General features: G+C 60.2%; 17 protein-coding genes, 6 tRNA genes and 1 pseudogene. 8 read left to right on the forward strand and 16 right to left on the reverse strand.

Features of this window, described 5'->3' with window-relative positions; genetic code table 11:
- Positions 1 to 26: 26 nt before the first annotated feature.
- The 4 genes from M5G18_RS03085 to M5G18_RS03100 form a co-directional block, all read right to left on the reverse strand.
- Positions 27 to 806, reverse strand: a complete 780-nt coding sequence (locus M5G18_RS03085; RefSeq protein WP_007950763.1) for an ABC transporter permease — start codon at positions 804 to 806, stop codon at positions 27 to 29.
- Positions 803 to 1,735 carry an ABC transporter ATP-binding protein gene (locus M5G18_RS03090; protein ID WP_007950762.1) on the reverse strand — a complete coding sequence of 311 codons (933 nt, stop codon included), beginning with the start codon at positions 1,733 to 1,735 and terminating at the stop codon, positions 803 to 805. The genes M5G18_RS03085 and M5G18_RS03090 overlap by 4 nt, the downstream gene beginning before the upstream one ends.
- Positions 1,736 to 1,868: 133 nt before the next feature.
- Complete coding sequence (locus M5G18_RS03095) at positions 1,869 to 2,492, reverse strand: glutathione S-transferase family protein (RefSeq protein ID WP_127799338.1); 624 nt, start codon at positions 2,490 to 2,492, stop codon at positions 1,869 to 1,871.
- A gap of 43 nt (positions 2,493 to 2,535) precedes the next feature.
- Entirely contained in the window at positions 2,536 to 3,195 is a 660-nt protein-coding gene (locus tag M5G18_RS03100) for a transglutaminase-like domain-containing protein (RefSeq protein ID WP_273898572.1), read from the reverse strand.
- Positions 3,196 to 3,443: 248 nt separating this feature from the next.
- On the opposite strand from M5G18_RS03100, the gene M5G18_RS03105 reads away from it, so the two are divergent.
- Together M5G18_RS03105 and M5G18_RS03110 are read left to right on the forward strand one after the other, a co-directional pair.
- Complete coding sequence (locus M5G18_RS03105; protein WP_273898574.1) at positions 3,444 to 5,891, forward strand: acyl-CoA dehydrogenase; 2,448 nt, start codon at positions 3,444 to 3,446, stop codon at positions 5,889 to 5,891.
- Between the two features lie 74 nt (positions 5,892 to 5,965).
- Positions 5,966 to 6,373, forward strand: a complete 408-nt coding sequence (locus tag M5G18_RS03110; protein ID WP_007950758.1) for a PA2817 family protein — start codon at positions 5,966 to 5,968, stop codon at positions 6,371 to 6,373.
- A gap of 57 nt (positions 6,374 to 6,430) precedes the next feature.
- On the opposite strand, the gene M5G18_RS03115 is transcribed toward M5G18_RS03110, so the two are convergent.
- The gene (locus M5G18_RS03115; protein WP_115078866.1) at positions 6,431 to 7,426 is read right to left on the reverse strand and encodes a LysR family transcriptional regulator; all 996 of its coding nucleotides are present in this window, start codon (positions 7,424 to 7,426) and stop codon (positions 6,431 to 6,433) included.
- 90 nt (positions 7,427 to 7,516) lie between these two features.
- On the opposite strand from M5G18_RS03115, the gene M5G18_RS03120 reads away from it, so the two are divergent.
- The 4 genes from M5G18_RS03120 to M5G18_RS03135 all read left to right on the forward strand — a co-directional run bounded on the left by M5G18_RS03120 (position 7,517) and on the right by M5G18_RS03135 (position 11,579).
- Positions 7,517 to 8,143 carry an alanyl-tRNA editing protein gene (locus tag M5G18_RS03120; RefSeq protein WP_273898577.1) on the forward strand — a complete coding sequence of 209 codons (627 nt, stop codon included), beginning with the start codon at positions 7,517 to 7,519 and terminating at the stop codon, positions 8,141 to 8,143.
- A 90-nt stretch (positions 8,144 to 8,233) separates the two neighbouring features.
- Positions 8,234 to 9,004 (forward strand): 2OG-Fe(II) oxygenase, encoded by a 771-nt coding sequence (locus tag M5G18_RS03125; protein WP_007952184.1) that lies wholly within the window; start codon positions 8,234 to 8,236, stop codon positions 9,002 to 9,004.
- Between the two features lies 1 nt (position 9,005).
- Positions 9,006 to 9,644, forward strand: a complete 639-nt coding sequence (locus tag M5G18_RS03130) for a LysE family translocator (RefSeq protein WP_064383517.1) — start codon at positions 9,006 to 9,008, stop codon at positions 9,642 to 9,644.
- Between the two features lie 195 nt (positions 9,645 to 9,839).
- Positions 9,840 to 11,579, forward strand: coding sequence for a dipeptidase (locus M5G18_RS03135; protein WP_273898578.1), 1,740 nt, complete (start codon positions 9,840 to 9,842; stop codon positions 11,577 to 11,579).
- Between the two features lie 127 nt (positions 11,580 to 11,706).
- Here the strand turns inward: M5G18_RS03135 and M5G18_RS03140 are convergent.
- The 6 genes from M5G18_RS03140 to M5G18_RS03165 all read right to left on the reverse strand — a co-directional run bounded on the left by M5G18_RS03140 (position 11,707) and on the right by M5G18_RS03165 (position 12,331).
- Positions 11,707 to 11,782: transfer RNA gene (locus tag M5G18_RS03140), tRNA-Gly, on the reverse strand.
- A 2-nt stretch (positions 11,783 to 11,784) separates the two neighbouring features.
- Positions 11,785 to 11,860: transfer RNA gene (locus M5G18_RS03145), tRNA-Glu, on the reverse strand.
- A 58-nt stretch (positions 11,861 to 11,918) separates the two neighbouring features.
- Positions 11,919 to 11,994: transfer RNA gene (locus tag M5G18_RS03150), tRNA-Gly, on the reverse strand.
- Positions 11,995 to 11,997: 3 nt separating this feature from the next.
- A tRNA-Glu gene (locus M5G18_RS03155) sits at positions 11,998 to 12,073 on the reverse strand.
- A gap of 104 nt (positions 12,074 to 12,177) precedes the next feature.
- Positions 12,178 to 12,253 (reverse strand) — tRNA-Gly (locus M5G18_RS03160).
- A gap of 2 nt (positions 12,254 to 12,255) precedes the next feature.
- A tRNA-Glu gene (locus M5G18_RS03165) sits at positions 12,256 to 12,331 on the reverse strand.
- Between the two features lie 388 nt (positions 12,332 to 12,719).
- On the opposite strand from M5G18_RS03165, the gene M5G18_RS03170 reads away from it, so the two are divergent.
- The gene (locus M5G18_RS03170) at positions 12,720 to 13,478 is read left to right on the forward strand and encodes a hypothetical protein (RefSeq protein ID WP_173892861.1); all 759 of its coding nucleotides are present in this window, start codon (positions 12,720 to 12,722) and stop codon (positions 13,476 to 13,478) included.
- 705 nt (positions 13,479 to 14,183) lie between these two features.
- On the opposite strand, the gene M5G18_RS28930 is transcribed toward M5G18_RS03170, so the two are convergent.
- From M5G18_RS28930 to M5G18_RS03185, 4 genes and pseudogenes are all read right to left on the reverse strand, one after another.
- On the reverse strand, positions 14,184 to 15,065 hold the full coding sequence (locus tag M5G18_RS28930) for a methyl-accepting chemotaxis protein (protein WP_420793900.1): 882 nt from the start codon (positions 15,063 to 15,065) through the stop codon (positions 14,184 to 14,186).
- Between the two features lie 27 nt (positions 15,066 to 15,092).
- Positions 15,093 to 16,148, reverse strand: a pseudogene (locus M5G18_RS28935) (methyl-accepting chemotaxis protein); the annotation flags it as partial.
- A gap of 108 nt (positions 16,149 to 16,256) precedes the next feature.
- Positions 16,257 to 17,657, reverse strand: coding sequence for an aminotransferase-like domain-containing protein (locus M5G18_RS03180; protein WP_273899409.1), 1,401 nt, complete (start codon positions 17,655 to 17,657; stop codon positions 16,257 to 16,259).
- A 195-nt stretch (positions 17,658 to 17,852) separates the two neighbouring features.
- Positions 17,853 to 18,614, reverse strand: a complete 762-nt coding sequence (locus tag M5G18_RS03185; RefSeq protein ID WP_123466861.1) for an SDR family oxidoreductase — start codon at positions 18,612 to 18,614, stop codon at positions 17,853 to 17,855.
- A gap of 229 nt (positions 18,615 to 18,843) precedes the next feature.
- On the opposite strand from M5G18_RS03185, the gene M5G18_RS03190 reads away from it, so the two are divergent.
- Positions 18,844 to 19,848 carry an NADP-dependent oxidoreductase gene (locus M5G18_RS03190; protein ID WP_085730437.1) on the forward strand — a complete coding sequence of 335 codons (1,005 nt, stop codon included), beginning with the start codon at positions 18,844 to 18,846 and terminating at the stop codon, positions 19,846 to 19,848.
- Positions 19,849 to 19,900: 52 nt separating this feature from the next.
- Here M5G18_RS03190 and pyrF read toward each other — a convergent pair whose 3' ends face one another.
- Entirely contained in the window at positions 19,901 to 20,599 is a 699-nt protein-coding gene (gene pyrF / locus M5G18_RS03195) for an orotidine-5'-phosphate decarboxylase (RefSeq protein ID WP_007960372.1), read from the reverse strand.
- Between the last annotated feature and the right edge of the window lie 71 nt (positions 20,600 to 20,670).

Genomic DNA, 20,670 nt, shown 5'->3' on the forward strand with positions numbered 1-20,670 from the left:
CGTTTTTCATTGCAGCATCGAAGGGATCAGGTGCGCATGCCGCGCCCGCTCACCAGCAACCGCGAACAACCGATATACAACACCACGGTCGCCACCAGCATGAAGGTGATCGCGATGCCGATGCGAATGTCCGACACACCGAGGATGCCGTAACGGAAGGCGTTGACCATGTGCAGCACCGGGTTGGCCAGCGACACGGTCTGCCAGAACGGCGGCAGCAAGGTGATCGAATAGAACACGCCACCAAGGTAGGTCAGCGGGGTCAGCACGAAGGTCGGGATGATCGAGATGTCATCGAAGTTGCGCGCAAACACCGCGTTGATGAAGCCCAGCAGCGAGAAGATCGTTGCCGTCAGCACCACCACCAGCACCGTCACACCGAGATGGTGTACCTGCAAATGGGTGAAGAACAGCGACAGGATCGTCACGATCACACCCACCATCAGGCCGCGCAGGACGCCACCAATGGTGTAACCGATCAGGATCGTGTGCGGCGAAACCGGCGACACCATCAGTTCTTCGATGGAGCGCTGGAACTTGCTGCCGAAGAAACTCGACACCACGTTGCCGTAGGAGTTGGTGATCACCGACATCATGATCAGACCCGGCACGATGTACTCCATGTAGGTGAAGCCACCCATGTCGCCGATCTGCCGGCCGATCAGGTTGCCGAAGATCACGAAGTACAAAACCATGGTAATCGCCGGCGGCAGCAGGGTCTGCGGCCAGATCCGGGTGAAGCGTCTGACTTCGCGGTAAACGATGGTATTGAGGGCAACGAGGTTGGGGCGCAGTTCGGAACTCATACCGCCACCTTCGACAGATTTTTCTCCACCAGGGACACGAACAGCTCCTCAAGGCGATTGGTTTTATTGCGCAGGCTCAGTACTTCGATGTTCTGCAGGGCCAGTTGGCCGAACAACGCGGTGATGCCCATGGACTTGTCGACCTGGACTTCCAGGGTATGGCCATCCAGCAGACGTGCCGGATAACCCGCCAGTTGCGGCGCGGCACTCAGGCCGTTCTTCAGGTCCAGCAGGAAGGTTTCCACATGCAGTTGGCCTAGCAGCTGACGCATGCTGGTGTTCTCGACGATGGTGCCGTGGTCGATGATGCCGATGTTGCGGCACAGCTGCTCAGCCTCTTCCAGGTAGTGGGTGGTGAGGATGATGGTGATGCCTTTCTGGTTCAGTTCGGTGAGGAACGTCCACATCGAACGGCGCAGCTCGATATCCACCCCGGCGGTCGGTTCATCGAGTATCAGCAGACGCGGTTCATGCACCAGCGCCCGGGCGATCATCAGACGACGCTTCATGCCGCCGGACAGCGAACGCGACGGCACATCGCGTTTGTCCCACAGGCCGAGCTGGGTCAGGTACTGCTCGGCACGTTCCTTGGCGATTTTCGCCGGAATGCCGTAGTAACCGGCCTGGGTCACGACGATGTCGAAGGTCTTTTCGAACTGGTTGAAGTTGAATTCCTGGGGCACCACGCCGATGGAGCGCTTGAGTGCCGCCGGATTCTTGTCCAGGTCGTGGCCAAAGATATTCACGGTGCCGCTGGTCTTGTTGACCAGGGTCGAGAGAATGCCGATGGTCGTGGATTTGCCGGCGCCGTTGGGGCCGAGCAAGGCGAAGAAGTCACCTTCGGCGACGTCCAGATCGATACCACTCAAGGCCTGGAACCCGTTGCCGTAGGTTTTGGTTAGCTGCCGGATGGACAGAGCGGAACTCATATCGGATTTACGCACCCAGTGAGGAAAAAAGGACTGAAAAAAAGCCGGCGGCGAGGAAGACAACCGCAGCGCTCGAGCGCAATGGTGCTTGCCGTCGCCGCACAAGTACAGTCAAGTGTGTCGATAGTAGGTATTAAGTCAACGCGGTCATGACGGCTTTCTGATACGCCGGACGCTGCTTCAACCGCGCGTACCAGGCTTCAAGATTCGGTTGTGGCGCGCGCTCGATCGGCATCTCGAACCAGGCATAAATGAAACTCCCGAGCGGGATATCGCCCATGCCGATTTCATTGCCGGACAGATACGGCTGATCCTTCAGCGCCTGATCGGCCATCGCCAGCAAGCCGTCACATTCCTTGATCGCCGCATGGATTGCCGGCCAGTCTTGCTTGTCTGCCGGGGTACGCAGAACGCCCCAGAACACCGTGCGAAACGGTCCGGCAAAACTGGAAGTCGTCCAGTCCATCCACTTGTCAGCGGTGGCGCGGGTCTGTGGATCCGCCGGATACCACGAAGTGTCAGCCGCATGCTTTGCCAACAGGTAACGCACGATGGCATTCGATTCCCACAGTACAAAACCATCGTCCTGAATCACCGGCACCCGCCCGTTCGGGTTCATTGCCCGGTACTCCGGCGTGTCGACCACACCAAACGCGCCGCCGGCATCGATGGCCTCGTAGGCCAGCCCGAGCTCTTCGGCAGCCCACAACGGCTTTCTGACATTCGACGAATTCTTGCGACCCCAGATCTTCAGCATGACCGCCTCTTTTCCAGTAAATGGGCAGGCAGCATACGCCGGATCAGCGGCTGCCGACATCACCGCGCATGTCGCTGGACAGTGGCTTCTGCTGATCGTTGAACAGGTGCGGATAACATTTCTGCAGATGTTCGAAGAAAAAAGATTCCGGTACATCGGCGAACTGGCCGTGATCAACCAGGTACTCCATCAGCAGTGCGCCATCGCTGTTGTACGGGTGGAAAACGCTGTCGTTCACGCCGTCGAATTCCAGCGGTGCAACGTTGAACATTTCGCAGAGCTTCTGGTTGAACGCGGGTGTGGCTTTCACCCAGCGATCGTTGAGAAACAGCTCGGTATAACCATGCATGGCGAACACTTCGCTTCTCAGCAGTTCAAGCAGACGCGGCGTCGACAGATGATTTTTCACATCCGCCAGACCGATGCGTGCGGGGATCCCGCAATGGCGCGCACAACCGGCGAGCAACGTGGCCTTGGGCACGCAATAACTTTCACCCGCCGCCAGCGCGTAGCTGCCGCGCAAGGTCTGCGGGTCGCGGCTGAAGGTGTACATGTTGTAACGCACCGCCTCGCGCACAGCGTAATAAAGACTGACCGCCTGCGCGAGCGGATCGCGGCTGGCACCACGGTGCTGCTCGGCGAACTCCACCACCGAGGGGTGGTCACTATCGATGAAGCGGCCGGGGCTCAGATACTCGTGCATGACGACATTCTCCTGATTGAGCCCCGAGTCTAGCGAGTGGTTCAGCACAGAGATAACGACGTTTCGGCCAAACATGCACGCAAAGACGCGGAAGCGGCGAACGATTTCCCACGCGTGTTGCCCACCGAACCTACAAAAGACATCCGGGGTTTCCCACGATTTCAATCACCTTGCTCTGACCGCCCCGTTTTGCAGATGCGGTCTAAGCTCTGGTGGGTCGGTTCGCCCTGGTTCACGGAGGATTAAATATGCTGTTGTTGTGGATACTGGTTCTGATCGTCGGCGTGGCGTATCTGGCCCACCGGCGCATCGCCCCGCTGCCGGCACTGGGCATCGTTGCCGCTTACCTGTTGGCGATGGGGATTTTCAGCCACGCACCGGGCTGGTTGCTGCTGATTTTCTGGGTCGTGCTGGCCATGGTGGCCGCCCCGCTGCTGTTGCCTGACCTGCGCCGCAAACACTTCACCGCGCCGCTGTTCAGCTGGTTCCAGAAAACCCTGCCCCCGATGTCGCAGACCGAACGCGACGCGATCGATGCCGGCACGGTGTGGTGGGACGGCGAGCTGTTCAGCGGCCGTCCGGACTGGGACAAGCTGCTGTCCTATCCCAAGGCGCAACTGAGCGACGAAGAACAGGCGTTCATCGACGGCCCGACCGAAGAACTCTGCGCGATGGTCACCGACTGGCAGATAGGTCAGTCGATGGATCTGCCGCCCGAAGCCTGGACCCACATCAAGGAACACGGTTTCTTCGCCCTGATCATTCCGAAGGAGTTCGGCGGCAAGGGTTTCTCCGCCTACGCCCACTCCCAGGTGGCGATGAAACTGGCGACCCGCAGCGGTGACCTCGCCTCCACCGTGATGGTGCCCAACTCCCTCGGCCCGGCCGAACTGCTGCTGCATTACGGCACCGACGAACAACGTAATAATTACCTGCCACGGCTGGCCCGGGGCGACGACATTCCGTGCTTTGCGCTGACCGGTCCGCTCGCCGGTTCAGACGCGGGTGCGATGCCCGACACCGGGATCATCTGCAAAGGCGAATGGGAAGGTCAGGAAACCCTCGGCCTGCGCCTGAACTGGGAAAAACGCTACATCACCCTCGGCCCGGTCGCGACCCTGCTCGGCCTGGCCTTCAAGGCCTATGACCCGGATCATCTGCTTGGCGACAAGGAAGATCTAGGCATCAGCCTCGCGCTGATCCCGACCGACACCCCCGGCGTGGAAATCGGTCGCCGCCACCTGCCGCTGGGCGCTGCGTTCATGAACGGCCCGAACTCCGGCAAGGACGTGTTCATCCCGCTGGATTTCCTCATCGGCGGCCAGGACATGCTCGGCAAAGGCTGGATGATGCTGATGAACTGCCTGTCGGTCGGGCGTTCGATCTCGTTGCCAGCAGTGGGCACCGGCGCGGCCAAGTTCACCAGCCTGGTGACCGGGCAGTACGCGCAGATTCGCGAGCAGTTCAACGTGCCACTCTCAGCATTCGAAGGCATTCAGGAAGCCATGGCACGGATCGGCGGCAACGCCTGGATGATGGACGCCGCACGGATGCTGACCGCCAACGCGGTGGATCTGGGCGAGAAACCTTCGGTGCTGTCGGCGATCCTCAAATATCACCTCACCGAACGCGGTCGCGAGTGCATCAGCCATGCGATGGATGTGCACGGCGGCAAGGCGATCATCATGGGCCCGAACAATTACTTGGGCCGCAGCTGGAACGGCGCGCCGATCTTCATCACCGTGGAAGGCGCAAACATTCTTTCACGCAACCTGATGATCTTCGGCCAGGGCGCAATCCGCTGCCATCCGTTCGTCCTGAAGGAAATGGCCCTCGCCGGACGCGAGGACAAGGATCAGGCACTCAAGGAGTTCGATGGCCTGCTGCTCAAGCACATTGGTTTTGCCGTGAGCAACGCCGCCAGCACGCTGGTGCTCAACCTCGGCCTCGGCCATTTCGAACATGCACCGGGAGACAAGCTCAGCCAGGGTTACTTCCGCGCGCTCAACCGTCAGGCTGCCGCGTTTGCCATGCTCGCCGACCTGAGCATGATGCTGCTGGGTGGTGAACTGAAACGCCGCGAGCGTCTATCGGCGCGTCTGGGTGATGTGCTGAGCAACCTGTATCTGGCGTCGGCAGCGCTCAAGCGTTACCACGACCTCGATTCCCCGGCGTACATGGAACCGCTGTTCCGATGGGCCATGGAAGAAAGCCTCGGCCAGTCGGAAAAAGCGCTGGATGAACTGCTGACCAACTTCCCGAACCGGGTCTTCGGCTGCCTGCTGCGAGTGATCGTGTTCCCGTTCGGTCGCCGTCACAAAGGCCCGTCGGACAAACTTGGTGCCGAGGTGGCTGCGGTCATCGGCCGGGCCAAGGGCGATCCGGCGCTGGAAGAACTGCTTGCCGGTTGCTATCGCCCGCAATCGGCCGACGATGCGGTCGGTGCACTGCAACACGCCTGCGATCAACTGAACGCTGCGCAACCACTGCATAAAAAACTGCACACGTCGCTCAAGAGCGGTCAGGTCAAACCGGTCGCCGGTGAACACGCCATCGATGCGGCGCTGGAGGCCGGAGTGTTGCAGGCCGTGGAAGCCCAGACTCTGCGTGATGCCGAAGCGGCGCGGCGCAAGGTGATCGATGTCGATGATTTCGACAAGGAGCAACTGAAACCGGCGGACGGCAAAATCCGCTGATCCCTTCAATCAGTGAAAAACAGGCGCAGGGGCTTTATACTCCCGCGCCCGTTTTGCTCTTGAGGACTTATCTCGTGTCCAACGTCGTTGCCGATCATCTGGTTTTGCTCGACCACCTGCGCAGTATCCTGGTCGCCGTAGGTGAGGCCGATCAGGTTCCCGAAGAAAGCCATGCCCTGTTCCTGGAGCGTTTCGACGAACTGCTGGCGTCACTGCCGATCGAGCCGATCGAAAGCCAATACCTGGGCCAGGACATCCTGACCCAAGTGATTACCCGTTACCCGCAAATTGCCCACCTGATCCCGCGGGATCTGCTGTGGTTCTTCGCCGGCGACTGCCTGCATTACCTGTCCGACGAAGAAATCGACATGTATCAGGCGCTGGAAGAACGTCGTTACGAAGCCGAACAGAACGACGAACCGTTCGACTGGAATCAGGAAAAACAGCTGCTGGCGATGTCCGCCCAGGACAGCAAGCACTGATTTTCGCCCGATAAAAAAGGCCCGCATGGTGATCCATGCGGGCCTTTTTTTATCGGGTCAGAGCAACCCTTCACTCTCGGGCAATTCGTACTCGGCCAATGGTTTTGTTCCGCCAGACTTTCCCGGCTTGCTCAGGGTTGGCTCTTTCTCCAGGCACTCCACCAGATAGTCGATGAACACCCGCAGCTTCGGCGGCAGATAGCGCGTCGGCGAATGCAGCAACCACAATCCGCCGTGGTACGACGCCAGGAACGTCCAGTCCGGCAGCACCTGCACGATCAGCCCCTGCTCCAGTGCATAACGCGCGGTGAAATACGGCAGGCTGCCAATGCCGATGTGCTGCAACACGGCGCCGAGACGCACGCCGGTGTGATTGGCGGCATACCGCCCGCGCACGCCGACGGTGACCGCTTTCGTGCCTTTCTTGAATTTCCATCGCGCATCACTCGGGGTTTCGCCCAGGTAAATGCAACTGTGGTTGAGCAAGTCGTGGGGATGAGTTGGCGTCCCGTGTTCGGCCAGATACTGCGGCGTCGCGCAGAGCAAATGGTCGATGGTCAGCAGTTGTCGCCCCACCAGTCCGGCCGGTGGACGATCCGTGATGCGAATGGCCAGGTCGACATGATCGTCGATCAAATCCACCTGGCGGTCTTCCAGCAACAGCTCCACATCGACCTTCGGATAGCGCCGCAGAAACTCCGGCATGTGCGGATGAATCACGAAGCGCCCCACCGCTTTCGGCACGCTGACCCGCACCAGACCTTCGGCTTCGTGGGTGAACTGGCCGCTGATCTCCATCACCGACTTCGCCGCGCTGACCATTTCCTGGCAACGCTTGAACACCTCTTCCCCACCATCGCTCAAGCGCAATTTGCGCGTGGTGCGCTGCAGCAGCCGTGTGGCCAGCGCCTTCTCCAACCGGGAAATACTGCGACTGACCGCCGAGGGCGACGAACCCAATTGGCGAGCGGCTTCGGAGAAGCTGCCGGTCTCGACGACCTTGACGAAAATCGCCATTTCACCGAGCAGCGGCAGCGGGAGATTTATGCTCACAGCGCAACAGTCCTTTGATGTTTGAACGGATTATCACGTTATTGCACGATTCATATAATTAAAAAAGAAACTTTAATAAGGGCATGGAATATGACGCTTCGCCTCTTTTTCCATAGTGATGACCTCAAGGCCAATGTGGAAGTCCTCGACTGCACGCCCCACGAGAACGAATTCGCCGTTGTGTTGCGCGCCACACTTTTTCATCCTCAAGGCGGTGGCCAACCCTGTGATACCGGCTGGATTGGCGACAGCCAGGTGCTGCGGGTCGTCCAGGAACCGGACCGGATCATTCATTTCGTCGATCAACCGGTGCCGCTGGGCATGATCCAGATTCGCGTCGACGAAGAGCGTCGCCGCTTCAACACCCGCATGCACTCTGCCGGGCATTTGATCGGCCACTTTGTCCAGGCCATGGGCTGGATGCCGATCAAGGCCCACCACTGGCCGGACGAAGGCCGGGTGCAATTCAAGCCCGGAGATTCGGCCCAGGAAGTCGATGCACAAATCGTTCAATACGGTATCGGCCAATGGATCGAACACGATCTGCCACGCCTGACGTCCCTGCGCGAAGGCGCGCGGGAAATCGGTTTCGGTGAACTGCCAGCCTATGGCTGCGGTGGCACCCATGTACGCAGCCTGAAGGATCTGGGCACAGTCACGATCGCGTCCCTTTCGCAGAAGAAAGGCACGTTGTCCGTCCACTACAGCGTGGATTGAGGATTTCGGGCGCTGCCAGATGCAGCGTCCGACGCCGGGGGAACCGCGCTCGCCGGTTCCGTTGACTATTCGATAGATGGACCTGAAACCATGATGCTTGACGTCGAGCGTCTCGATGAGACGTGCATAAAAAAACTGGCCAACGAAGAAGTCCTCGCCATCCGCGTCAAAGGCTTTCTGCCCCAGGCGCAGGCGATCCAGATTGGCGACAAGATCCTCGCCCCCGGCTTCGAGGGCTACATCAACGCGCCCAGCATCGGCCGCATCGGCATGGCGTTCTACGAGGCGGAAAACCAGCCGCTGCTGATCGAAGACTATTTCGAGCGCGCCACCAGCAACATTGCCGAACTGCGCAACCGCTGCGCGCCCTACTCGTCGCCGGTCGACACCCTGCGCTGCATGCTCGACGAATCCTGGCCCGCAGGCGCCCACCTGGAAAACCTCTACGGTCGCAAGATGTACGTCGGCCTGTCCCGAGTGGTGAAACCGGGCGTGTGCTTCCTCGCCCATCACGACATCTTCGCCAAGGACGCCCCGGAGAGTTTTCAGGCCCGCAGCCTCGAGGCGCAGTTCGCCTGCAACGTCTACCTCAACATGCCGACCGAAGGCGGCGCGTTGCAGATGTGGGAAGACGATATTTCCCCGGACCGGTTCGATGAAATGCGCGGCGACAGCTACGGCATCGACCCGGCGCTGCTCGGCCCGCCCGCCCTCGAAGTACGCCCGGAACCGGGGGATTTCATCATGTTCAATTCGCGTCGCATGCACTCGGTAACGCCGGGCGTGGCCGATCCGCGCTTGAGCCTTTCGTTTTTTGTCGGCTATCGCGGCAATGCTTCACCCCTGACTTTCTGGAGCTGAAATGACATCGAATTACCTGGGCGAGTTTCTGGCGCTGGCCACCATCCACTTTCTGGCCGTGGTCGCTCCCGGCCCGGACTTCGCCGTGACCATCCGCCAGAGTGTGCGTTTCGGCCGCTTGGTCGGCATCTGCACGGCATTGGGCATCGGCGCGGGAATTTCCGTGCACGTGCTGTACACCCTGCTGGGCGTCGGCGCCTTGATGCACACCACGCCCTGGCTGCTGACCGTCGCCAAAGTGGTCGGCGGTGCTTACATCCTTTACCTGGGCGTCAGCCTGATCCGCAGTAAACCGAAGACGGCACTGGAAGGCGAAAAAACCAGCGACGAACCGCTGGTCGAGCAATCGCTGTTCAAGGCGTTTTCCACCGGTTTCCTGACCAACGCCACCAACCCCAAGGCCACGCTGTTTTTCCTGGCGATCTTCACCACGATCATCAGCGCCAGCACACCGCTGCAAATCCAGGCCCTGTACGGGTTGTGGATGTGCGGCGTGAATGCGTTGTGGTTCGTGATCGTCGCGCTGTTCTTTTCCAGCAGCAAAGTGCGCGTGCTGTTCATGCGCATGGGCCACTGGTTCGAGCGCAGCATGGGGGTGATTCTGATCCTGTTTGCCGGGCGTCTTGTGCTGTCGATGTAAGCGCATTGATCGGAGAAGCCTGATCCAGACGGATTGGACGGGCTTTTTCATTTCTGCGCCGCTTTTGCATTTCTGTGCGACGCGTCCCACTTCGGGGGCTCCCCTATCACTCGCGGGTGGTGTTAGTTTGCGAAACCGTCTGGCGCATCGATCAGACACTTCCTACTCACTGCCTGCAAAGGAATGCCCTTAGCAATGGACTTTTCACTCAAGCAACTGGCCGCGTCAACGCTGATCCTGGCCAGCCTTTCGTCCGTCACACTGCCAGCCCACGCCAACCTTACCGAGCAGCAGAGCGCGACCATCCTCAAGACCTTCAATGAGGCAAAGGTCAGTGACTTCAGAGCGTTTCTCGGCGATCTGGCCAAGAACGACCTGAGCAAGACCGACGATCTGCGTCCAGCCATCAACGCCTTCCTCGACAACAAGACACTGACCGCCGAACAACAGAACGAGATCCATCGCCTGCTCGGCCTCTACACCCGCGTGAAGTACGGCAAAGCTGCGCTGGAAACCCTGCGTGAACTGGTGGAAATCCCGACCTTCCGCAAGGACGGTGTCGACCAGCACGACAACCCCGAATTCATCAAGATCGCTGCCAAGATCAAAGCTCTGGCTGAGTCCTTCGGCCTGAACTACCGCAACATCGACAACCGCGTTTACGAGATATCCCTCGACGGTAGCGGCAAGGACGTCGTCGGCATCCATGCTCACGCCGATGTGGTGCCGGTAACGCCTGAGAACTGGGTGCTGAAGGACGGCACCAAACTTGATCCGTTCAAGGTCACATTGATCGGCGACCGCATGTACGGCCGTGGCACCGAGGACGATAAAAACGGCATCGTCGTGACGCTGTATGCCATGAAGGTGATCAAGGAAGAGAAACTGCCACTGGCGCGCAATTTCAAACTGCTGGTGGACACCACCGAGGAAACCACCGGCGACGCGATTCCTTACTACTTCGAACGCAACCCGACGCCGGAGTACAACCTGGCACTGGACGGTGGCTACCCGGTGGTGATTGCCGAGAAGGGCTACGGCACGGTCATGGCCAAGTTCGCCAAGCGCAAGGCTGAGGGCAAAGGCGCGGAAATCACTTCGATGACCGGCGGCCTGGCGACCAATCAGATTCCATCGGTTTCGGTCGTCACCCTGGTGACCGACAAACCCGCCGACCTGGCGGCCAGCCTGCAGAAGGCCGGCGCTGAATACGCCAAGCGCAATGGCGGCGATTTCGAAGTGAACGCCAAGGTCGATGGCAAAGACGTCAAACTCACCGTCACCGGTGTTTCCGCGCACTCGTCCGAGCCTGAATCCGGCGTCAACCCGGTCGCCCGCATGCTCGACTTCATCCACAGCGTGGACGGCAAGATCGCCTTCAAGCACAACCACATCACCGACGCTGCGCACTACGCCGCCGACAACTGGGGTCTGGATTACAAGGGCAGCAAACTGGGCGTCGGTTTCGCCGATGACTTCATGGGCCCGCTGACCACGTCGCTGACCTACGTCGGCATGGACGACAAAACCTTCAAACTCGCGGTCAACCTGCGCGTACCGAAGGGCAAGTCGCCGGAAGTGCTCAAGACAGAAATCGCCGACAAACTGGCAGCCTGGAGCAAGAAGAACCATGTCGCGGTGAACTTCGACTACTCGATCGCCGAACCGATGTACCGCAACCCTGAAGGCGAGTGGGTCAAGGCATTGTTGGCCGTGGCCACCGAGAATCTGGGCATGAAACACGAATTCGGCACCTCGGCCGGCGCCACCTCGGTGCATGAACTGCCGAACGGTGTGCAATTCGGCCTGGCACGACCAGAGGTCAAGTACACCGGTCACACCGATGGCGAGTTCAAGACCGTTGACCAGTTCCTGCTGGACCTGCAGATCGTCACCGAAATGATGGGACGCATCGGGCAATTGCCGAAGCTCTGATCGCGTATCGGGCCTGCCACATTGGCGGGCCCACAAAAAAAGGACCTCGCGGTCCTTTTTTTATTGCGCGACAAAAAACGCACAAACAAAAACGCCGCTCATCACTGAGCGGCGTTTTTGTTGAATATGGAGCGGGAAACGAGACTCGAACTCGCGACCCCGACCTTGGCAAGGTCGTGCTCTACCAACTGAGCTATTCCCGCAATGGCGTCCCCTAGGGGACTCGAACCCCTGTTACCGCCGTGAAAGGGCGGTGTCCTAGGCCACTAGACGAAGGGGACAGGCTACAACTTTCACTAATAAAAACGCCGCTCTTTGCAAAGCGGCGCTTTTTGAATTTGGAGCGGGAAACGAGACTCGAACTCGCGACCCCGACCTTGGCAAGGTCGTGCTCTACCAACTGAGCTATTCCCGCAAATGGCGTCCCCTAGGGGACTCGAACCCCTGTTACCGCCGTGAAAGGGCGGTGTCCTAGGCCACTAGACGAAGGGGACACGCTACCCGGAACACATGGTGTGTGTTTCGGTGTCCAGATCCGCCTCCGAAGATTGGGTTCTGGTTTCACTCAGCACCGCCCTGAAGCGTTACTGTTTAAAATTGGAGCGGGAAACGAGACTCGAACTCGCGACCCCGACCTTGGCAAGGTCGTGCTCTACCAACTGAGCTATTCCCGCATTGGCGTCCCCTAGGGGACTCGAACCCCTGTTACCGCCGTGAAAGGGCGGTGTCCTAGGCCACTAGACGAAGGGGACACACTACAACATTCACTCCCTGCCGCGTTTCGCTGTGTGCTTTACGCTGCAAGTGGCGCGCATTCTATGGATGGATTGAAAGGTCGTCAACCCCCAGATATAAATTTATTTAAATCAATGACTTCGACCTGCTTTACGCGCCGTTTCCGGCTTTTGCGTCGCCCGACGATTGACGCCTATATTCCGACACTCGCCAAGGCGTTATAGTCCACGGCACAGGTGATGGCAATCTGCATCCCAAGGGCCAGCATTTATATAAGCCGGTTCCTGGCCGATACAGATTCAGCTTCGCCGATCCAAACCCGTCGAGCGGCGCTAGGCTCCTCTATGCCAAGCCACTACACTCGCACGCGAACCCTATAAAGAGGTCTTACCGGTGACACCACTCATGATCACCCTGCTAGTCATAGCCGGGATCGCAATCTTGATCGCCATTGGCTACATGAACCATGTGGTGGAAAACACCAAACTGGAGAAGGCCCGCACCAAGGTCGAACTCAACGACCGTCTGCGCCGTTGCGGCGAACTGACCGAAACCTTCCCCGGCCAGTTCATGACCCCGGCCCTCAAGCTGCTGCTGACCCGCCTCGAACTGAACGTCTGCCAGCGCCTGCTGAACCTGGAAAAGACCAGCGCCACCACCAAGGCCCGCATCACCGAACTGAGCGCCCTCGTCGCCCAGGGCGAATCGATCCCGGTCAACAACCCACCGGCCCCGATCCAGACCGAAGCCAAGGCCAAAGACGTCCGCTTCCTCCTCGAAGCCCTCCACGGCCAGATCACCCGCGCCGCCCAGGACGGCTTCCTGCCACCGAACGAAGCCAAACACTGGGTCCGCGAAGTACGCCACATCCTGGTGCTGCTGCACATCGAGTTCTTCAACAACCTCGGCCAACACGCCCTCCAGCAAAACCAGCCAGGCCAGGCCCGCCTCGCCTTCGAACGCGGCGTGCAATACCTGCGCAAACAGCAGGACCCGCAAATCTACGCCGAACAACTCCAATACCTGGAAAAACTCCTGGCCCGCGCCAACGCCCAGGTCATGGACAAGATTGCCCCGGTCGAAGGCGAAGAAAACCAACTGACTGCCGGCCTCAAAGATGTCGAGGCTGACGCGGACTGGAAGAAGAAAGTGATTTACGACTGAGTGCAGTCAGAGACAGAAGCCACCGAGAGGTGGCTTTTTTATTGCCCGCGAGAAAGATCAAAATCAAAAGCGCCCTCACCCTAACCCTCTCCCGGAGGGAGAGGGGACTGACCGAGGTGATGGGGGGAGGTACGCCGACGTGAAAGACCGAGTTGAACTCGGGTTTTGAAACGCATGCAACTCAACTCACACTGCTGCACCTGCTGCACCTGCTGCACCTGCTGCACCTGCTGCACCTGCTGCACCTTGCACCCTCTGCACCCTCTGCACCCTCTGCACCCTCTGCACCCTCTGCATTTTCTCCTGCTTCTTCTACTCTTGCTTCTGCTTTGGATTTGGCTTCTCACCACTCAACACAATGAGCGTTAGCTCGAGTACCGCTTTTGACGTACCGGCCCCATCGGAAGGCTGAGTGAAGGGGTTCATCCGGGGGTGGGAGCGCAGCGACCGTGCGGCGCAGCCGCATACATCGAGAGGAGGTGCAGCGAAGCAAACCGTAGGCGATGCCCCCGGATGAATCCCGGAACGAAGGAACACCGAGCCAAAGCGAGGGGCCGAACGCCGGGGCCCAGACCTTTTGGTTCCTTTTGGGGCGTTTGCCAAAAGGGACTCGCCGTAAGGGCGAAACCGCCAGAGGCAGCACCCGAAACAACGGATATTCACTCAAAACACCCCAAAACCTGGTCGGCCCCAAGGCCGCCAAGGTCAAAGCCGAAAGTGCCCCACCATCCCCCGCAACTCACTCCCCAACTGCGCCAGCTCAACACTCGAAGCCGCATTCCCCCGCATGGCAATCGAAGACTGATCCGCACTCGCCCGAATACTCGTCACACTGCGATTGATTTCCTCCGCCACCGAACTCTGCTCCTCGGCCGCCGCCGCAATCTGCTGATTCATCTGCTGAATCAACGAAACCGCCGTCGCAATACTCCCCAACGCACTCTCGGTCTGCAACGCATCACTCACCGCCAGCTTCACCAACTCACCACTGCTCTGAATCTGCTGCACCGACGAATGCGCCGCCGAACGCAACGCACTGACCAGCCGCTCGATCTCCTCGGTCGACTGCTGCGTGCGCCGGGCCAGCGCCCGCACTTCATCGGCGACCACCGCAAAGCCCCTGCCCTGCTCGCCCGCCCGCGCCGCTTCGATCGCCGCGTTGAGCGCCAGCAGATTGGTCTGCTCGGCGACACTCTTGATCACACCCAGTACCGTACCGATGTTCTGGATTTCCGCACTGAGGCTCTCGATGCTCGAACTGGCCGACGTCGCCGAATCCGCCAGTTGCTCGATCCGCGCCATGCTTTGGCGCACCACCTGCTGACCGCTTTCGACCTTGCCATCGGCGGTCTGCGCCGCGAGCGCCGCCTCTTCGGCATTGCGCGCCACATCGTGCACGGTGGCGGTCATCTGGTTCATCGCCGTGGCGACCTGTTCGGTTTCCTCTTTCTGGCTGCTGACCTCAAGGTTGGTCTGCTCGGTCACCGCCGACAGCGATTGCGCCGAACTCGCCAGCTGTTCGATCCCCGCCTGCAACCCGCTGACAATCGTGCTCAAGCCTGCGCCCATCTGCTGCATGGCCAGCATCAGTTGGCCGATTTCATCACGGCGGGAGACTTCGATCGTTGCGCTCAGATCACCGGCCGCAATCTGTTGCGCCACATGAATCACGCTGCGCAACGGCGCCACAATCAGTCGGGTGATCACCCACGCTGCAATCAGCCCGACCAGCAACGCCAACGCCGATGAGCCAATGATCAGCACCGAATTCTTTTTCAGTTCGCCCTGCATCGCGCCGTCTTGTGCGACATACGCCTGATCGACCCGCGCCACGACTTCGTCGGCCCGCTGGTGCAACTGTTGATAGACAGTCTTTTCCTGGGCCAGCAACCCGGTGTATTCGGCAAGCTTGTCGCTGAAACCGGCAATGTGCCCGGAGACCTCATTGAGCACCGTCAGGTAACCCTCGTCCTTGACCGTGGATTTGAGCTGTTCAGCCTGCGCCTGAGCCTGGGCAGCCTGTTCGATATTGCCCTGGCCGGCGCTGTCGTCACCCTTGCGGCTTTGATCCAGGCGCACCCGCGCTTCGTTCATTGCCTGCAACATCAAGCGCGAAACCTGACTGACCTGGCCGGCCTGCTCGATGAATTGCGCCCCGTCCTTGCCCTCACTGTCTTTCAGGGTGTACGCGCCGTCGTCGGCCAGACCGGCCTGCAACACATCGAGATTGTTGGCAACGCTGGACACCGACCAACTGGCCATTTCCAGCGCCAGGTCCTTGGCCTGGGACAACGAGACGAATTCATCGAACGCCTTGCGGTAAGCACCCAATGACTGTTGGACGTCGTTCATGACCGACTCATTGCCCGGCGACAAAACCTTGAGTTGGTCGGCCATGGCGATCAGACCGTCGACCCCCTCATGCAAGGCATCGACGGTTTTCGGGTTGCCGTGCAAGGCGTAGTCCTGCTCCAGCAGCCGCACCTTGAGCAGGCCACTGTTGAGCGACGACATCTGCTTGAGGCCGTCGAAGCGATGACTGATGGTTTGCAGGGACCAGACGCCAATGGCTGCCACCAGCGCAGTCAGCAGCAACACCAGCACAAACCCGATACCCAGTTTTTTTGCCATACCGAGGTTGGCAAAACGTCCTTGCACGGCCGAAATCATTGCGCGTAGTCCCCTGCCATAGTCTGTTGTCGAAGATTCGCAACGGCCTTGAACCAGCACAAGTCTCTGGCGTCGGAATAATGGCAAAAAGCTACGCACACGTCGTTTTCAGAACGCTTGAGGTCGATCCACGGTCGTGCTGCGAAAAAACTGTCGTGCCCGGGGATCACAGGCGTAAGCCACGTTGATGCGCTGCCAGTCGCAGGCTTCGCCACTGGGGCTGAACGAGGTTGCACAAGACAGCTGCACCCCGCAGCGCGAGGCTTGCCTGCGCAAGTGCGCTTCATCGGCCAGCGGCGCGCGTGCCCAGATGAACAGGCCGCCCGTGGGCTTGCCGAACACTTCCCAGTCGGCATCTTCCAGGGCCTGCAAGGCCGCCGCACGATCGGTATTGAGACGCTGGCGCTGGCGCTGCACCAGCTTGCGATAGGCGCCACTGGCCAGCATTCCGGCCAGCACCGCCTCGCAAAATCTCGAAGTGCCCATGCAACTGATCATCTTGACCCGCGCCATCCGCTCGATCAGTTCGCCATCGGCCAACACGAAACCCACCCGCAGCGAGCTGCTCAGAGTCTTGGAAAAACTGCCGACGTAAATCACCCGTCCCTCGTCATCCAGCGCTGCCAGTCGAGTGCCGCTGCCATTGTGCAGGTCAGCGTAGACATCATCTTCTATCAGCCGCAGATCGTAGAGCCTGCTCAACTCCAGGATGCGTCGGGCGACGGCCGGCAGCAGGCAACTGCCCGTGGGATTGTGGTGGTGACTGTTGATGAACAACGCGGTGGGCCGAAACTGCTGCAGCAACGCCTCGAGCGCCTCGAGATCCGGCCCGCCCGGCGTGCGGCGAACCTCCAGCAAGCGCACGCCGTGCAAGCGCAGGAGATCGAACAGCGGCGCATACCCGGGCGTTTCCACCACCACGCAATCACCGGCCTTGAACAGGGTACGCACGATCAGGTCCAGCCCGTGACTGGCGCCGGCGGTGGTCATCACCTGTTCTTCAACGGCCTTGATGCTCAGCAATCCCAGGCGCTTGACGATCTGTTCGCGCAACGCCGGCAGCCCCAGAGGCGTGCTGTAGTTGAACAGGCTGGCCATGTCGGCGCGTGTCACCTCGCGGATCGCATAGCCGAGGTCATCGGGCTCGCGCCAACTCTCCGGCAGCACACCACTTCCCAGCGTCAAACCGCCGCGCCATCGGGCGGCTGGATCGCCCCCGCTGCGCTCCCCCTCACACCCAGAGCCATCGATCGCCTTGCAGCACCCGGGCAACGAAGCCGCCACCATGAATCCCGAGCCCTGACGCGAGGCCAGAACCCCTTGCGCCACCAGGCGCTCGCAAGCCTCCATGACGCTGGACTGGCTGAGCAGATTGCACCGCGCGATCTCTCGCACGGAGGGCAGCCGCGTCGTCGGCGGCACCTGGCCCTGCATGATCCACTCGGTCAACCCGTCAACAATCTGCTGTACGACCGGCACCATTGCCAGTCGGTCAATTCTCAATTCCATGAGCACGCAAACTCCTGTCCGTTTTGCTGGCGGCAGTAAATCACAGCCACGCCCTTGAGGCTGTGCGACAAAACCGCCAAAAGCCTCCGTTCTCACCATTTGAAACACATTGTTTAGCGGATACACGGAACCGCTCCCGAGGCGAAAAAAAACCCGCCGATGGGCGGGTCCTTTTCTGTATCAGCCAACACCACCTCAGAAGGCAGTCACGCCACCATCCACGGCCAGCGAATGGCCGGTAGTAAACGCCGCACCGTCGCTGCACAGGTACAGCACCGCACTGGCAATTTCCTCGACCTTGCCGATACGTCCGACCGGGTGCATGGCGTTGGCGAACTCGCCTTTTTTCGGGTCCGCTTCATAGGCACGGCGAAACATGTCGGTGTCGATCACCGCCGGGCATACGGCGTTGACGCGGATTTTCTTCTTGGCGTACTCGATGGCGGCAGATTTGGTCAGGCCGATCACTGCATGCTTGGAAGCCGCGTAGATGCTCATCTTCGGCGCAGCGCCCAATCCAGCCACCGACGCGGTGTTGACGATCGCCCCGCCGCCCTGAGCCAGCAGCAACGGCAGCTGATACTTCATGCACAGCCAGACGCCCTTGACGTTGACGCCCATGATCGCGTCGAACTCGTCCATCGAGCCTTCGGCCAGTTTGCCCTTCTCGATTTCGATCCCGGCGTTGTTGAAGGCATAGTCGAGACGGCCGTAGGTATTGATCACCTCGTCCATCAGACTTTTCACTTCGCTTTCGACGGTCACGTTGCAGCGCACGAAGGTCGCTTCGCCACCGGCTGTACGAATCAGCGCCACGGTGCCCTCGCCCCCGGCCGTATCCAGATCGGCCACCACCACTTTCAGACCTTCGGCGGCGAATGCCTGGGCCGTTGCGCGGCCGATGCCGTTGGCCGCGCCGGTGACGACGGCTACCTGACCGGAAAACGTCATGCTCATTGTTATGTCCTCGAATGCGGGGGGATTGATGAAGGCAGCATAGCCACAGGGGCCTGAGTGACGTCAGCACTATCAAAAGGCCGGTTAGGCTTGCATGAATCGCAGTGATGAAACCCCGCCGGGGACTATCACCGTACTGGATCAGCCTGCATTCGCCCCGTGAGCCAACCTTGCGGCATCGTCCATGAAGGTCTATCAACAAGGCTTCATTCAATTCGAGTGCCTGTCAATGACCAACCAGACCAATCGCCAGTTCCTGCTCGCCAAACGCCCGGTGGGCGCCGCCACCCGCGAGACCTTCACCTATCAGGAAGTACCGGTCGGCGAGCCGGCGGCGGGGCAGATTCTGGTCAAGAACGAATACCTGTCCCTCGACCCGGCCATGCGCGGCTGGATGAACGAAGGCAAATCCTACATCCCGCCGGTGGGTCTGGGCGAAGTCATGCGCGCGTTGGGCGTAGGCAAAGTCGTCGCGTCAAACAATCCGGGGTTTGCCGTCGGCGACTACGTCAACGGTGCCATTGGCGTGCAGGATTATTTCCTTGGCGAGCCAAGAGGTTTCTACAAGGTCGATCCGAAACTGGCACCGCTGCCGGTTTATCTGTCCGCACTGGGCATGACCGGCATGACCGCCTACTTCGCCCTGCTCGATGTCGGCGCACCGAAGGCCGGCGACACCGTGGTGCTGTCCGGCGCTGCCGGCGCGGTCGGCAGCATTGCCGGGCAGATCGCCAAGATCAAAGGCTGCCGGGTGATCGGCATCGCCGGTGGCGCCGACAAGTGCAAGTTCCTGATCGATGAACTGGGCTTCGACGGCGCCATCGACTACAAGAGCGAAGACGTGCTGGCCGGCCTTAAACGCGAATGCCCGAAAGGCGTGGACGTGTATTTCGACAACGTCGGCGGCGACATCCTCGACGCGGTGCTGAGCCGCCTGAACTTCAAGGCGCGTGTGGTGATTTGCGGCGCGATCAGCCAGTACAACAACAAGGAAGCGGTCAAAGGCCCGGCCAACTACCTGTCGCTGCTGGTCAACCGCGCGCGGATGGAAGGTTTCGTGGTGATGGACTACGCCGCTCAGTACGCCAGCGCCGCCCAGGAAATGGCCGGCTGGATGGCCAAGGGTCAGCTCAAGAGCAAGGAAGACATTGTCGAAGGCCTGGAAACCTTCCCCGAGACTCTGGGCAAACTGTTCAGCGGCGAGAACTTTGGCAAGCTGGTGCTTAAGGTCTGAAAACAAAGAAGGGAGCCATCGGGCTCCCTTCTTTGATGCTTCAGCTGTTCGCTCAGGCCAGTTCGGCAACCACCGAGGCCAGTGCCTTGGCCGGATCCGCCGCCTGGCTGATCGGACGGCCGATCACCAGATAGTCGGAACCTGCATCCAGCGCCTGACGCGGGGTCAGGATGCGACGCTGGTCGTCCTGGGCGCTGCCCGCCGGACGAATCCCCGGGGTCACCAGTTGCAGCGACGGATGCGCGGTTTTCAGCGCAGTGGCTTCCAGCGCCGAGCACACCAGACCGTCCATCCCGGCCTTCTCGGCCAGTGCCGCCAGACGCAGCACTTGCTCCTGCGGCTCGATGTCCAGACCGATACCCGCCAGATCCTCACGCTCCATGCTGGTCAGCACGGTCACGCCGATCAGCAACGGCTGCGGGCCGCTGCGCTTGTCCAGCTCTTCGCGGCAGGCCGCCATCATGCGCAGGCCGCCGGAGCAGTGAACGTTGACCATCCACACGCCCATCTCGGCAGCGGCCTTGACCGCCATCGCCGTGGTGTTGGGAATGTCGTGGAATTTCAGGTCGAGGAATACTTCAAAACCCTTGTCACGCAGGGTGCCGACGATTTCTGCGGCGCAGCTGGTGAACAGCTCCTTGCCCACTTTGACCCGGCACAGTTTCGGGTCCAACTGGTCGGCCAGCTTCAGTGCGGCGTCACGGGTAGGGAAATCCAGGGCGACGATGATAGGAGTCTGGCAGGCGGACATGGATGGGCTCTCAGGCAAGTCGAAATCGGCGCGCATTGTAGCGGAACCGGCGGCGGCGCGGCACCCGATGA

This window comes from Pseudomonas aphyarum (assembly GCF_028657055.1).
GTDB classification, from domain to species: Bacteria; Pseudomonadota; Gammaproteobacteria; order Pseudomonadales; family Pseudomonadaceae; genus Aquipseudomonas; species Aquipseudomonas aphyarum.

What these genes read in the sequence shown, in the direction of transcription:
- M5G18_RS03105 (WP_273898574.1), top strand. Translation starts at nt 3,444, where the DNA reads ATGCTGTTGTTGTGGATACTGGTTCTGATCGTCGGCGTGGCGTATCTG.
- M5G18_RS03095 (WP_127799338.1), bottom strand. Translation starts at nt 2,492, where the DNA reads ATGCTGAAGATCTGGGGTCGCAAGAATTCGTCGAATGTCAGAAAGCCG.
- M5G18_RS03125 (WP_007952184.1), top strand. Translation starts at nt 8,234, where the DNA reads ATGATGCTTGACGTCGAGCGTCTCGATGAGACGTGCATAAAAAAACTG.
- M5G18_RS03170 (WP_173892861.1), top strand. Translation starts at nt 12,720, where the DNA reads ATGATCACCCTGCTAGTCATAGCCGGGATCGCAATCTTGATCGCCATT.
- M5G18_RS03090 (WP_007950762.1), bottom strand. Translation starts at nt 1,735, where the DNA reads ATGAGTTCCGCTCTGTCCATCCGGCAGCTAACCAAAACCTACGGCAAC.
- M5G18_RS03120 (WP_273898577.1), top strand. Translation starts at nt 7,517, where the DNA reads ATGACGCTTCGCCTCTTTTTCCATAGTGATGACCTCAAGGCCAATGTG.
- M5G18_RS03100 (WP_273898572.1), bottom strand. Translation starts at nt 3,195, where the DNA reads ATGCACGAGTATCTGAGCCCCGGCCGCTTCATCGATAGTGACCACCCC.
- M5G18_RS03185 (WP_123466861.1), bottom strand. Translation starts at nt 18,614, where the DNA reads ATGAGCATGACGTTTTCCGGTCAGGTAGCCGTCGTCACCGGCGCGGCC.
- M5G18_RS03130 (WP_064383517.1), top strand. Translation starts at nt 9,006, where the DNA reads ATGACATCGAATTACCTGGGCGAGTTTCTGGCGCTGGCCACCATCCAC.
- M5G18_RS03085 (WP_007950763.1), bottom strand. Translation starts at nt 806, where the DNA reads ATGAGTTCCGAACTGCGCCCCAACCTCGTTGCCCTCAATACCATCGTT.
- M5G18_RS03180 (WP_273899409.1), bottom strand. Translation starts at nt 17,657, where the DNA reads ATGGAATTGAGAATTGACCGACTGGCAATGGTGCCGGTCGTACAGCAG.
- pyrF (WP_007960372.1), bottom strand. Translation starts at nt 20,599, where the DNA reads ATGTCCGCCTGCCAGACTCCTATCATCGTCGCCCTGGATTTCCCTACC.
- M5G18_RS03190 (WP_085730437.1), top strand. Translation starts at nt 18,844, where the DNA reads ATGACCAACCAGACCAATCGCCAGTTCCTGCTCGCCAAACGCCCGGTG.
- M5G18_RS03135 (WP_273898578.1), top strand. Translation starts at nt 9,840, where the DNA reads ATGGACTTTTCACTCAAGCAACTGGCCGCGTCAACGCTGATCCTGGCC.
- M5G18_RS28930 (WP_420793900.1), bottom strand. Translation starts at nt 15,065, where the DNA reads ATGCTGGCCATGCAGCAGATGGGCGCAGGCTTGAGCACGATTGTCAGC.